At 36.0% G+C, this 13,656-nt stretch carries 15 protein-coding genes; 3 read left to right on the top strand and 12 right to left on the bottom strand.

Translation table 11 applies throughout. From position 1 onward, the window contains the following. The first annotated feature begins 92 nt into the window (after positions 1-92). Entirely contained in the window at positions 93-1,286 is a 1,194-nt protein-coding gene (locus H4O20_RS13790; RefSeq protein ID WP_185099660.1) for a class I SAM-dependent rRNA methyltransferase, read from the top strand. A gap of 146 nt (positions 1,287-1,432) precedes the next feature. Next, entirely contained in the window at positions 1,433-2,989 is a 1,557-nt protein-coding gene (locus H4O20_RS13785; protein ID WP_185099659.1) for an AbgT family transporter, read from the top strand. Between the two features lie 68 nt (positions 2,990-3,057). Here H4O20_RS13785 and H4O20_RS13780 read toward each other — a convergent pair whose 3' ends face one another. The 12 genes from H4O20_RS13780 to H4O20_RS13725 form a co-directional block, all read right to left on the bottom strand. Then, positions 3,058-4,392 (bottom strand): dipeptidase, encoded by a 1,335-nt coding sequence (locus H4O20_RS13780; RefSeq protein ID WP_185099658.1) that lies wholly within the window; start codon positions 4,390-4,392, stop codon positions 3,058-3,060. A gap of 35 nt (positions 4,393-4,427) precedes the next feature. After that, a complete protein-coding gene (locus H4O20_RS13775) occupies positions 4,428-5,597 on the bottom strand; it encodes a 3-hydroxyacyl-CoA dehydrogenase NAD-binding domain-containing protein (RefSeq protein ID WP_185099657.1) in 1,170 nt (389 codons plus the stop codon). Between the two features lie 56 nt (positions 5,598-5,653). Then, entirely contained in the window at positions 5,654-6,433 is a 780-nt protein-coding gene (locus H4O20_RS13770; protein ID WP_185099656.1) for an enoyl-CoA hydratase-related protein, read from the bottom strand. A gap of 160 nt (positions 6,434-6,593) precedes the next feature. Continuing rightward, on the bottom strand, positions 6,594-7,343 hold the full coding sequence (locus H4O20_RS13765; protein WP_221442940.1) for a thioesterase family protein: 750 nt from the start codon (positions 7,341-7,343) through the stop codon (positions 6,594-6,596). Positions 7,344-7,558: 215 nt separating this feature from the next. Further along, a complete protein-coding gene (gene paaD, locus H4O20_RS13760; protein ID WP_185099655.1) occupies positions 7,559-8,056 on the bottom strand; it encodes a 1,2-phenylacetyl-CoA epoxidase subunit PaaD in 498 nt (165 codons plus the stop codon). A 102-nt stretch (positions 8,057-8,158) separates the two neighbouring features. Next, positions 8,159-8,908 carry a 1,2-phenylacetyl-CoA epoxidase subunit PaaC gene (gene paaC / locus H4O20_RS13755; RefSeq protein WP_185099654.1) on the bottom strand — a complete coding sequence of 250 codons (750 nt, stop codon included), beginning with the start codon at positions 8,906-8,908 and terminating at the stop codon, positions 8,159-8,161. 49 nt (positions 8,909-8,957) lie between these two features. Further along, positions 8,958-9,302, bottom strand: coding sequence for a four helix bundle protein (locus tag H4O20_RS13750; protein ID WP_139856635.1), 345 nt, complete (start codon positions 9,300-9,302; stop codon positions 8,958-8,960). 39 nt (positions 9,303-9,341) lie between these two features. Continuing rightward, complete coding sequence (paaB, locus tag H4O20_RS13745; protein ID WP_139856636.1) at positions 9,342-9,626, bottom strand: 1,2-phenylacetyl-CoA epoxidase subunit PaaB; 285 nt, start codon at positions 9,624-9,626, stop codon at positions 9,342-9,344. A 92-nt stretch (positions 9,627-9,718) separates the two neighbouring features. After that, positions 9,719-10,675, bottom strand: coding sequence for a 1,2-phenylacetyl-CoA epoxidase subunit PaaA (paaA, locus tag H4O20_RS13740; RefSeq protein WP_185099653.1), 957 nt, complete (start codon positions 10,673-10,675; stop codon positions 9,719-9,721). 68 nt (positions 10,676-10,743) lie between these two features. Beyond that, positions 10,744-11,817, bottom strand: coding sequence for a 2Fe-2S iron-sulfur cluster-binding protein (locus H4O20_RS13735; protein WP_185099652.1), 1,074 nt, complete (start codon positions 11,815-11,817; stop codon positions 10,744-10,746). A 62-nt stretch (positions 11,818-11,879) separates the two neighbouring features. Beyond that, on the bottom strand, positions 11,880-12,440 hold the full coding sequence (locus H4O20_RS13730) for a hypothetical protein (protein WP_185099651.1): 561 nt from the start codon (positions 12,438-12,440) through the stop codon (positions 11,880-11,882). A 106-nt stretch (positions 12,441-12,546) separates the two neighbouring features. Next, complete coding sequence (locus H4O20_RS13725) at positions 12,547-13,116, bottom strand: TetR/AcrR family transcriptional regulator (protein WP_179951792.1); 570 nt, start codon at positions 13,114-13,116, stop codon at positions 12,547-12,549. Between the two features lie 76 nt (positions 13,117-13,192). On the opposite strand from H4O20_RS13725, the gene H4O20_RS13720 reads away from it, so the two are divergent. After that, on the top strand, positions 13,193-13,498 hold the full coding sequence (locus H4O20_RS13720) for a rhodanese-like domain-containing protein (protein ID WP_139856640.1): 306 nt from the start codon (positions 13,193-13,195) through the stop codon (positions 13,496-13,498). Positions 13,499-13,656: the final 158 nt, after the last annotated feature.

Raw genomic sequence — 13,656 nt, 5'->3', positions numbered from 1 at the left:
ATTATTTATGAAGATTAAGTAATTTTAACCCCAACTATCATTTCCTTTTTTCTTTTAAACAACTATACTTTCACTTTACAAAACAGCGATATATGGCATCTCCAATTTCTTTGGCAATAAAACTTAAACCTACTGCTGAAAAGTTAGTTAAACAGGGGCATCCTTGGATATTTTCAGAAAGTATTGAAAAAATTAATAAACCAGGAAAAGCTGGCGATGTTGCTATACTTTTCGATCAGAGGAATAATAAAGTGTTTGGAATTGGACTGTACGACCCAGATTCTCCAATTCGAATAAAAATGATTCATTTAGGAGGTGGTGCAAAAATAAATGAAGAGTTTTTTCAGAAGAAAATTTTTGAGGCGTACGAAGTTCGTAAACCATTATTAGAAACTGATACAAATGCTTATCGTTTAATTTTTGGAGAAAATGATGGGCTTCCAGGTCTTATAGTGGATATTTATAATAATGTGGGAGTTGTAAAATTGTATTCGTCTATTTGGTTGCCATATCTTATAATGCTAGTGCCAGCTATTGCTGAAGCAAGTCAAGTGGAAAGTTTGGTCCTTCGCCTAAGTAGAAACCTTCAAAAAATGAAGATTTCTTTTAAAGAAGGTGATGTACTTTATGGCAATTTTGATAATCACACGGTAACCTTCAAGGAGTATGGAGTGAATTTTCAAGCGGATCTTTTACTAGGACATAAAACAGGTTTTTTTCTTGATCATAGAGCAAATCGACATAGAGTGGGTCAGCTTGCTAAAGGTAAGACCGTACTTGATGTGTTTTCATATGCTGGTGGTTTTTCGGTTCACGCTTTGGCTAGTGGAGCGAAAGAAGTTACAAGTTTAGATTTCAGTAAACAGGCATTAGAATTAGCACAACAGAATGCAAATTTAAATAATCACGACGGCAAACATTTTACTTTAGCTGGGGATGCTTTTGAGCTTTTAAACGATATGGTTAAGCACAAAAAGCAGTTTGATATTGTGATAATCGATCCGCCTTCTTTTGCAAAAAGTAAAAAGGAAATTGACGTCGCTAAAAAGAAATATGCCGAATTAACTACTCTCGGAATTCAATTAACAAGAAAAAATGGATTGTTGTTGTTAGCTTCATGTTCTTCTAGAATTAATGCCGATGAGTTTTTAGATATTCATCGTGAAGAATTTGACCGTTTGAAAGTTACGTGTCAATTAGAAGAATTTACGCAACACGATATCGATCACCCGATTGGTTTTGATGAAGGGGCTTATCTAAAGTCTGGATACTATAGAATATCCTAAAACTTTTTGCATACCTGAAAAAACTATAATTTTAAGTTTCGCTACTTTGAAAACTTCTTAAGTTTTAAGAAATAATTGTATGTTAGTCTTTTTTTAATCGCATTTAAATGGATTCTTAAACCATTTATTTGTTTTTACTCAAAGATATGAACACAACTAACGAGACCACTTCAGAAAAAAAAGGATTTGTAACCAAACTACTAGATTCAGTTGAGCGAATAGGAAATAAACTTCCCGATCCTGCCATTTTATTTTTTGTCTTAATGCTCCTAATTTGGGTGCTGTCGTCAATCTTTTCAACTTTAGAATTTTCAGAAATAGACCCTTCTACAGGTTCTGCAATTCAGATTCACAACTTACTTACAAGTGCCGCATTGGCTAAATTTCTTTCTAGTATGGTAACTGTGTTTACTAGTTTTGCTCCTTTAGGGATTGTTCTTGTAGCAATGTTAGGAGTAGGAGTTGCTGAGCATTCGGGATTTATAAATGCAGGTTTAAAATCGATGTTGCGAATAACACCGAAAGCACTTTTAACCCCCATGTTGATTTTAGTTGCTATAGTTTCTCACACAGCAACCGATGCGGGATATGTATTAGTTATTCCTTTAGGTGGAATTATTTTTTATGCCGCTGGTCGTCATCCTATTGCAGGAATCGCTGCTGCTTTCGCAGGCGTTTCGGGTGGGTTTAGTGCAAATTTTGTCCCTTCGGGTATTGATCCATTATTACAAGGGTTCACACAATCTGCCGCTAGAATTATAGACCCTACTATACAGTTAAACCCATTAAATAACTGGTATTTTACCTCAGCTTCAACGATACTTATAGTTTTAATAGGTTGGTATATTACAGATAAAATAGTTGAACCTCGACTAAAAAAAGTTCCTGTAGTTGTTGAAGAAGGAGAAGAGGTTAATATGGGTTCTTTGGATAAACAAGAGAAAAAAGCATTTTACGCTGCTTGTTTAGCAATGATATTAGGCTTAATAGGATTGTTTTTATGGGCTTATCCTGCAGATTCAGCACTACGTGACCCGAAAGGTGAAATCACTTCCTTTTCAGCCCCATTAATGCAATCGATAGTGCCGTTAATTTTTATCATATTTTTAATTCCAGGTGTGGTATATGGAATGATGTCTAAAACCTTTAAAACGAGTAAAGATATTATTGAGAGTATGACCAAATCTATGAGCGGAATGAGTTATTACATTGTAATGGCTTTTTTCTGTGCATTGTTTATTGATGCTTTTGCTAAATCTAATCTCGGGGCTTTATTAGCATTAAAAGGAGCTTCAGGGCTTCAATCTTTAAATCTACCTGCTCAAATTACCATTGTGGGAATTATTATTCTCACAGGATTTGTAAACATATTTATCGGGTCGGCCTCAGCTAAATGGGCGCTTATTGCCCCTGTAATGGTGCCTATGCTAATGCAGTTAGGAATATCGCCAGATCTAACTCAGGCTTCATATAGAGTAGGGGATTCAGTATCTAATATTATCACCCCGTTAATGCCTTACTTCCCATTGGTAGTTGTTTATTGCCAGAAATATGTAAAGGGTACAGGTATTGGCACATTAGTTTCAACCATGGTGCCGTACTCAATTGCATTCTTCGTTTTTTGGACCATTTTCCTATTAGTTTATTGGGCACTAGGAATTCCTCTTGGATTACAAGCTAGCTATGAGTATATAGCATCGTAACGTTTATACTAAAAAGCCTTCCAAAAATTTGGAAGGCTTTTTTTAATCTGTTTGAAAACGAAGTAAGCTTAATTGGCTTTTTCTTCGCTTTGAATTTTAGAAGCTACTTTTTCTACTTCTTCCATTACACGAAGTAGATTTTCACCCCAAAGTTTTGCGATGTCTTCTTCGCTATAACCGCGTTTTACTAATTCTAAAGTAACATTAAAAGTTTCTGAAGCATCTCTCCAACCATAAACTCCACCGCCACCATCAAAATCAGAGCTGATTCCTACGTAATCGATTCCTAAAAGTTTTACCATATAGTCTATGTGATCTACAAAATCTTTCACATCAACTGGAGGTGCGATTGGATTAATTTCTTTTTCAATACGTGGTTTTGCTGTAGCCTGTAGTTCTCTGTATTTATCTAGATATACTTCCGCTTCGGCTTCATCTAACTCTCTATATTGAGGCCAGCTTAGGATTTTTAATTCCATTTCTTTAGCAATCTCATCCAAAATTTTTCGTGATGCGGCTTTGTGAATAGAATCTTTTTTAGAGTTGATATAACTAGCAAAAGCTACAGCTTGAACTACACCACCATTTTCTTTTATCGCTAAAAGCTCATCATCCCAAAGATTTCTACTTACATCATTTAATGCACGAGCAGAAGAATGTGAAGCTATTACAGGTGCCTTTGAAAGTGCTAAAGTTTCTTTGTTTGAACCTGTTGATGGATGCGAAACATCAATCATTATTCCTAAACGGTTAAGTTCGGCAACAGCTTCTTTCCCTAACTCACTTAGATTGTTTTTATAAAGCCAAACGTTGTCTTCTTCTCCTGTATTTGAATCTGCTAATTGATTATGCCCATTGTGAGCTAACGATAAGTAACGTGCTCCACGGTCGTAAAACTCTTGAAGTTTAGAAATGTCTTCCCCCATAGGGTAACCGTTTTCTATCCCGATAAGAGCGATTTTTTTGCCCGATTTTGCAATTCGACGAACATCTTCTACTGAAGTTGCAAGTTCTATTTTGTCTGAAGCGTATTCTTTAGTTAAACGATGAATAGCATTAAACTTAGCATCGGCATTTTCATATGCTTTTTTATAGCCCTCTGTTGTTAAGTCACCTTGTCCTGTATATACAATTAAGAACACAGCATCTAAACCACCTTTATCCATTTTAGGTAAATCTACTTGAACTGGAAGTTCTTGGTTGTAGTTTTTTTCTGCGGTGAAATTGTGAACATCAAAATCCACGTGAGTATCAATGGTTATTACATTGTCGTGAATTCTTTTTGCTTTTTCTAATACTGTTTCAGCAGTTTTATTGCCTTCTTCTTTTTTCTCTTCTTTCTTGTTTCCACAAGATCCAAGAATAAAAGATAAAGCTAAAAGTAAATAAGTAAACTTCTTCATATTTATTTCGATTTAAAACCTAATTATTTTTCAATTTAAACGTCGAATGTACTTCCGTTATCCTTCATTTTTCTCAAAATCGGGGAACAACGGTAGCGATCTTCGTGATATTTGTCGTACAGCTCATCCATTTTCTCTACACACCAATCGATTCCTTTTTCGTTCGCCCAAGCCAATAACCCATTCGGATAATTTACTCCTTTGGTCATTGCATTGTCTATGTCTTCCGCAGATGCGATATTCCAGAAAAGGGCATCAGCAGCTTCATTAATTAGCATTACTAATATTCTTTCGAAAACGAGCTCTTCAATGTTTAAATCATTTTTGAACACAGGTTCAGGTTTTACGGCATTTTCTTCGTAGTTGTAAAAACCTCTACCAGTTTTTCTACCTAAATATCCAGCTTCTGCAAAGCGTTTTTGTGTGAATGAAGGTTTGTATCGTGGATCGTAATAAAACGCTTGAAAAACAGTTTCGGTAACTGTATAGTTAATATCGTTTCCTATAAAGTCCATAAGTTCAAACGGACCCATTTTAAAGCCTCCATAATTTGTCATTGTCCAATCGATAGTAGCAAAATCGGCAATGCCTTCTTCGTAAATTCGGAGTGCTTCTCCGTAGAAAGGTCTTGCAACACGATTAACAATAAATCCAGGTGTGTCTTTGGCTACTGCAACTGTTTTTCCCCAGTCTTTAATGGTTTGAACAGAAATGTTTATAGTTTCTTCAGAGGTTTGTACCGCAGGAATAACTTCAACTAATTTCATTAATGGAGCAGGGTTGAAGAAGTGAATTCCTATACAACGCTCAGGTTTTTCTAATGAAGATGCAATGGAAGCAATAGATAGAGAAGATGTGTTTGAAGCCAATATACAATCGTCACTTACAAACTTTTCAATCGTTGAAAACACATTTTTCTTGATGTCGAGGTTTTCAATAATTGCCTCAATGGTCATATGGGAATCTTTCAATTCCTTAAGTGTATTTACGTACTTTATATTATTTTGAATGCGCTCCTTTTCATTAGCATCGATTCGTCCCTTTTCAACCAAACGATTCATGATTTTTTCTAAATCGGCTTTAGACTTTTCCAAAGCATCGGTTTTTGTATCGTAAATTTTAACTGTGCACCCAGCCGTTGCTGCTACTTGTGCAATTCCAGCGCCCATCGTTCCAGCGCCAATTATTCCAATATTTTTAATCATTTCTTATTTTTTAGACTTTAAATATTTAACAAACCTTGATTCGGGTTTTGCTAATATTACTTTCCTTTAAATTCAGGTTTTCTCTTGTTTACGAAAGCATCTACTCCTTCAGCGTAATCTTCACTTTGAGCTGCTTCAATTTGAAGTTCGCTTTCTAAATCTAATTGCTCTTCCAATGAATTTGTTATGGATTGGTTTAATAATCGCTTTGTAAGTCCTAATGCTTTGGTAGGCATGTTGGCTAAGGTATTGGCAATAGCATTTACTTCTTCTAAAAAGTTTTCTGAAGAAATTACTTTGTAAATCATTCCCATTTTTTCAGCGTCTTGAGCTGATACTTTATCACCAAGCATCATTAAAGCTGAAGCTTTTTGAAAGCCAATTAAACGAGGAAGGAAAAAGGTTCCTGCGCTATCTGGAATCAGCCCAATCTTGCTAAAAGCCTGAATAAAACTTGCATTTTCTGAAGCAATTACTACATCACATGCCAAAGCAATATTCGCACCGGCACCTGCGGCTACACCATTAATAGCTCCAATAACTGGTTTTTCAATACTTCTAATTCGAGAAATAATCGGATTGTAGTGTTCTTCAAGAATTTTTTTGAATCCAGGATTTAACTCTGGAGAAGTTACTTCTTTTAAATCTTGACCAGCACAAAATGCTTTTCCGTTACCAGTAATTACAATAGCTCGTACTTCTGGATTTTTTTCGGCTGCATCTAATTCACTTTGAAGCAACAATGCCATTTCTCTATTAAAACTATTAAAAACTTCTGGACGGTTTAATGTAAGGTATGCAGTTTTATCTTTTATTTCTTTAATTATAGAAGCCATATTATGTGTTTATATAATGAATTTCTGATTGAACGCCTAAAGATACTACTTTGTCGAAGTCCTTTTTTATAAAAATAGAAAGAGTTGTTGAAATCTGAAGCTAACTCCATAGATATCCCTAGTATATCACCACTATACTTCTTGAGTTTATTCAATCAAATTAAGATACCTTTCTAACTGTCAAAATTTGCTCAGCATGACCAAAGGGTCCTTTCTCGTCATGAAGTACTGCAGTTGTTAAACCAATACCATCTTGTCCATATTGTTGATCGACTTCTAGACCTAACCATGTGCCTAGTGGCAAGCGATAAAGGTGGATTTGTAAATCGACATTAGGGAACATATGAGTAAAGGGATCTTCCTGTCTAACCACCACTCCATTCATGGTATCGACCATTCCCATTAGTTTTACAAAGGGACTTGTGGTTTCTCCTTTTACCATTTCCAACTTATTTGTAATCCAAACCTTACCCTTCCCAGGGCGGCGGTCAACTACTTTAATATTTTGTGAAACTGATTGAATATATCCACCACTCCAAACAGACATACCTTCCCAATTAGGGAAAGTTTTGTAAGAAGGCATTGGAATATCTTCCAATCCAGCAACTTTCGAAGTATCCTCAGTGATCATCCTCCAAGTGCGTGCTATAATGCAGGTTCTTCCCTTAGCTTCAAAAACCGATTCAAGAAGTTCGATAGTTCTTCCTGGACGGATGCAGCGGGTGGTAATTTGAAAGTCGTCCAAATGAATCATTCCCAATATATCCAGGCTGATGCGACCAATCCGCATGTCGTCTCTGGGCTGGAACTTTTCTAATTCTACACAAATAGCACCCGTAGCTGGGGCCATATGCTGTTCGTTTTCATTCCAAGCTCCTTGGGTGTTTTTAGTAGGGCGATAGTGCGCCACTTGTGTGCCGTCTGTTTTTATTTTACGTTTGAGTAGTTCGTAATAAAATCCCATAGTTTTTTTTGGCAAATTTAAACAATCTTGTATGCGAAGCTATTGAGATTAACGATTGAGAGAATTTTCGTTACAGAAACACGACCGCTGCGCTATAAGAAACAAGAATCAAGACTAAAGTGTTTAAGCACTAAGGATGAAATTCCAGCCTACGAGGGAATTTATTTCAAACATTTAAAATAATCGAATGGCTCGTGGCAGTCGTCACATTTAAAAAGTGCTTTACAGGCTGTAGAACCAAACTGACTCACTAGGTGTGTATTTGTACTTCCGCATTGCGGACATTTAACCATTTTTTTGTTTCCAAGTAAAACGTCTTTGTCGTGGGTTTCTGAAAGAGGACGCGCAATCCCGTATTCTTCCATTTTTCGAAGCCCTTCTTCAGATATCCAATCGGTGGACCATGCAGGAGAAAGAACAAGTTCTACTTCAGCTTTTTGCCCAACATCCTGGAATGCTTTTTTTAAATCGTCTGAAATAACGTCCATAGCAGGACATCCAGAATAGGTAGGAGTAAGCTTTATTTTTACAACTCCGTTTACTTCTATTGCTTCACGAATAACTCCTAGTGCCAAAACCGATAACACAGGAATCTCCGGGTCTGAAACGGTTTTCAAAACTGGGATTAAATCTTTATCAATATTTGGACTTTCTGTCAACAATTTATTTTATGTTTTTAAAATTTCAGTATTCAATTTGCTACTAACCTCTAAAGCGCTACTTTAAGTAGTAAGTGTAGAAATTAAAAGTAAATGTTATAACTACCAAGTCATATTAGGGTAAGTGCGTTGCATATATTGCAATTCGGCTAAAATATAGCCCATATGCTCTGTGTGAACTCCTTCTTTTCCTCCTTTTGTAAAATATTTATTTTCAGGTACAGTAAGTTTAGCTTCAGTTAGAAGTTCAGAAACTTCTATGTAATATTCTTCTCTGAATGATGAAACATCAATTCCGATTCCTTCTTTAATAACTTCTTTTTCAGCATCGGTTAAATAGAAAAGTTCATCGGTGTATCTCCAAAGGTCGTCGATGGCTTCTTGCATTTTTTTATTACTCTCTTCGGTTCCATCTCCCAATCGTTTTACCCAGTCTCCAGAAAAACGCTTGTGGTAGCTTACTTCTTTAATTCCTTTTTTAGCAATAGCAGCTAAGTTTTCATCTGGACTATTTTGAAGTTTTTCCATCAACATATAGTGATATACATCGAAAAGATATTGTCTACCTATAACAAATCCGAAATGAGTGTTGGGTTGCTCTACTAAAAGACAGTTTTTGTAGTCTCTTTCAATTCGTAAGAAAGCGATATCGTCTTCAGTTTTATTTTCACCTACCAATTTAGCAGCGTATTGATAATAACTTCTTGTTTGTCCGAGCAAGTCCAATGAAATATTGGTAATTGCAATATCTGTTTCCAAACTTGGGCCGTGACCACATAGCTCCCCCAATCTTTGGGCTAGGATTAGTGAGTTGTCAGCAATTGTTAGGAGGTATTTATATAGGTTGTTCATTTTCAATTATTAAAAATCGAAATCGAAACTCAAATCGAAATCGAAGGAATTAACTAAATTTTTTAATCAAAGAAACTACTATTCTGATGAGCTCATCATTTTCATTTCTAATTGTTTTAAGATCGTTCGAATCTATAAGGTTCGCTTTTATTTGTATGTTAATATTCCTAAGCGACTCTCGTAATTCTTTTAATGTAATCCTAAGCTTATTGACTCTATCTTTATTAGAACCTGCTCCTTCAAATTCACCAAAGTTCAACGCTGCTGAACAGGCAGATCTAATGAGTTGTTTTGTAAGGTAATCAGCAGCAAAAGATATCGGTTGTTTTGAAAACATAACAATAACTGAAGCGGCAAAATCTTCGAATCGACTATCTAAGTTATATTCCCTCATTTTTTCGATTTCAATTTTGATTTCAGTATTGTTTTCCCGTTACATATGCTTCACCTCGTCTGGTAAATCATAAAAAGTAGGGTGGCGGTATACTTTATCTTGAGCAGGCTCAAACATTTCGCCATTTTCAGCAGGGTTTGAAGCGGTAATATTTTTACTTTCTACAACCCAAATACTCACGCCTTCGTTTCGACGAGTGTAAACATCACGCGCGTTTTCTAAAGCCATTTCAGCATCTGCTGCGTGAAGGCTTCCGAAGTGACGGTGCTCTAATCCGTTTTTACTGCGGACAAATATTTCCCAAAGGGGCCAATTTTTTGACATAACTTTATGTGTTTGATTCAAGGTTTTTTCGGAATTCAGAATTCAAGAATATAATGTCTTAAAAGTTGAACTCCTTAAGCTTGATTCTAGTTTTATATTGCTTCTTTTAATTTATTTGCTTCTTTCTTTTCAGCATATGCCATTGCGGCATCGCGAACCCACTCGCCATTGTTCCAAGCGTTCACTCTAGCACTCATTCTTTCTTTGTTGCAAGGACCGTGACCTTTTACTACTTGCCAGAATTCCTCCCAATCAATTTCCCCAAAATCATAATGACCTGTTTCTTCGTTCCATTTCAAATCTGGATCTGGAATTGTAAGTCCCAAAATATCTGCTTGTGGTACAGTTTGATCAATAAATTGTTGGCGTAATTCGTCATTACTTTTACGCTTTAATTTCCATTTCATTGATTGTTCGGTATGAACAGATTCTGCATCTGTAGGGCCTAACATCATTAAGCTTGGCCACCACCAGCGATTTAGTGCGTCTTGAGCCATTGCTTTTTGCTCTTGAGTGCCACGGCAAAGTGTTAACATAATTTCGTAACCTTGACGTTGGTGGAAGCTTTCTTCCTTACATACACGTACCATTGCACGAGCATAAGGACCGAATGAAGTATTGCAAAGTGGCACTTGATTAATAATAGCGGCACCATCTACTAACCAACCAATTGCACCAATATCGGCCCAAGTGATTGTTGGATAATTGAAAATTGAAGAATACTTCGCTTTTCCACTGTGTAGTTGATCGTATAATTCGTCGCGAGAAACTCCAAGGGTTTCACAAGCTGAATATAAGTACAAGCCGTGTCCAGCTTCATCTTGAACTTTTGCCAATAATGCAGCTTTTCTACGCAGGGAAGGAGCACGGGTAATCCAGTTTCCTTCAGGTAGCATTCCGATAATTTCTGAATGTGCGTGCTGACTTATTTGCCTGATGTGAGTTTTTCGATATTTCTCCGGCATCCAATCTTTTGGCTCTATCTTTTCATCGCGCGCAATACGTGCTTCAAAGATTTCTTCTAGGTTTTTTACTTCTTTTTCGCTCATAATATCTTTTTTAAATACCTACAATTAGTTCCGCTGAATAAATAGGGGACAGCTTGCAGGATAATTCATCATACATCAAAATCTACTTTTACTTTATCAGACGTTGGTACAGCCTGGCAACTCAAAACTAAATCTTGTCCTACTTCTTTATCGCTTAACGCATAGTTTATTTTCATCTCTACACTCCCTTCCATAATTTGACACTTACAAGTGCTGCAAACTCCACCTTTACACGCGAAAGGTAAATCTGCACCCGCGGCCAAGGCGGCGTCGAGAATGTTGTCGAAATCCTTAGTCATCGTAAACTGGAATTCCTTTCCACCATCTACAATTGTTACTTCAACACCTTCTACGTTTTGTTTTGCTAAACGCTCGGCTCTTTTAATATCTTCTTCTGAAAGTCCTGTAACAAAAAGTTCATAGTGAACTAATTCTTTTGGAAGTCCAGCTTTTATCAAGTATTCACTTACAAAATCTACCATTTTTTCCGGACCACACAAAAACACTTCACTAGTGTCTGGTATATCGATGAAATTCTTTGTTAGAATTTCCATTTTTTCTTCGTCAAAACGACCGTTGAAAAGTTCGATATCTCTTCGTTCTTTAGTAAGGAAATAATAGATTTCTAGTCTTCCAAAATATTGGTTTCGCAATTGCTCTAAAGCTTCCTTAAAGATAATAGATTTTGCAGTTCTATTCACATAAAACAACTTACAAGTAGCATTGGGTTCTAATGCTAGATGTGTTCTTATCATTGAGATAACAGGAGTAATTCCACTTCCTGCAGCAAAAAATAAATAGTTTTTCGCTTTATTAGGATTCACATCCACGCCAAACATTCCACTTGGCTCCATAACCTCAAGAGTATCTCCAGACTTTAAAGTATCCCTTACAAAAGTAGAAAAAACACCACCTGGAATTGTTTTTACAGCTACTTGCCATTGATTTTCAATAGGGCTAGAGCACAAACTATACGAGCGGCGTGTATCTTCCCCGTTAATGTCGGCTTTTAAAGTTAAATGTTGTCCTTGGCGAAAGTTGAATTCCTGAGCCAAATTATCTGGAACGTCGAAAGTTATAACCGTACATTCATCAGTTTCTTTATAAACGTCTTGTACTTTTAATTTATGAAATCTTGCCACTTATTTTTTGATTTATGAATAGCAAAACTAACAGTTGTTAGTTAGAATTGCAACTTTGATCTTTATTTACTTTTGTTTTTTAATGAATTACGGAATTCTTTAATTAGTTTAGGGGCAGGAAGGTAATCACCAAGCAGCCATCCTTCATATTCTGGAGGCACAAGATCATCCATTCTGTCGCCATACTTTTCATGAAGTATTTTGCCTATATCAATAAAACGGTCATAATATTCGTACAGCAAAGGCTCTTTCCAAATTTCTTTACCGTTGTGCATTAGAAATAAAAAGTCCTTTCTTTTATACTTCTTTTCAACTATTTCGAAAATTAAATTATCACCTTCTATTTCGGGCAATTCATCTGCCGATTTCAAACTCAGAGCCTCCCAATGATCCCAAAAACTCATTTGTTTACGAACCTCCTTTTTATCTTCCTCGGTGCCAAATTGAAGAACTTCAGAAAAAGTTGGGAAGACCACTAGTTCTAGTAAATATTTACAATTAGGACAATTTACTTCAAAGCCTTTTTCCTTTAAATCGCCTTGTTTCAAAACCTCACCTTTTCCAGTCCAACCACAATTTTCACAATTGTACTGATGCTCTTTATAAGTATATATATTATTCATATTGTTTTTTTTATAGCTTTTCCAAGAGCCGTTAGGATTCAATTAACCTTAAATAATATTGTTCGCGAACTCTGTCATTGAAATCATCTGTTCTGAAATTCTTTATCTACATAATTCCTTTTAGTAACACCGAAACCATATCTTTTTTAAGCACATTCACGTCTAACTTTCCTCGCTTTTCATACCATAAATGAAGTGTACGTAATGTAGATAGAATAGAGAATAGAATCACTTCAGGGTGGGCCGATCTAATTTCGTTAACCTCTATCCCTGTTTTTATTAATTCTCTGAAATTATCTTCATACTCATCTCTCATTTTTATAAAAGCATTCAGATTATCTCCTTCCAAGTGCATCCAGTCGTTGTTTAGAGAAGCTAATGCTTCAGAATGATTTAAAGTAATATCTATATGAAGCTCGATTAGGTTTTCCAACTTTTTAAGTGTGCTTGATTGCTGGGAAATAACCTGATTCATTCCAGTTGTAAACTCTTGAGCCACTTCAAGAATGATATCCGCTAGAATTTCTTGTTTTCCACTAATGTGATTATAAAGACTCGCGGCTTTGATATCCATTTCTGAAGCTATATCACGCATAGTGATAGCACTATACCCTCTTTTTCTAAATAGAGTAGCTGCCACTTTTACGATTTCGTCCTTTCGTGAAATTGTTTTCATTACTGCAATATAGCGAATATGTGGGAAGAATTATTAGCGAAAATTGTAATATTGTAGTTATAAAACAATACATAAAATGGGGCTTTTAGATTTTTTATTTGGTAGCAAAAACAAGAAGATACAAGACTTTAAAAGCCGTGGTGCGGTCATAATCGATGTTCGTAGTAAAGGCGAATATGATGGGGGAGCCATTCCAGGTTCTAAAAATATCCCGTTACAAAGTATCAGTTCTAATATTTCTCAGATTAAGAAATGGGATAAACCTGTAATTGTATGCTGTGCTAGTGGAATGCGTAGTGCAAGTGCTGCGGGGATTCTAAAAAGTAATGGGATAGAAGTGATGAACGGTGGTGGCTGGTTTAGCTTGAGTAAGAAGCTTTAGACCTAGAGTAGAGACTAGATGCTAGATGCTAGATGCTTGTACGTCTCTGATATAGGTTGACCACTTAACGAGTGAAAACCTATGAAAGCAAATGTACGGAGTATTCGCAAGCAGCGTAAATACTCAATTGAATTTAAAAAAAGGATTGTTGCAGATTT

The sequence above is a fragment of the Aequorivita sp. 609 genome (assembly GCF_014212065.1).
Classification (GTDB): Bacteria; Bacteroidota; Bacteroidia; order Flavobacteriales; family Flavobacteriaceae; genus Aequorivita; species Aequorivita sinensis.
The sequence above is the reverse complement of the archived record's forward strand: the minus strand, read 5'-3'. Positions and strand labels throughout refer to the sequence as shown.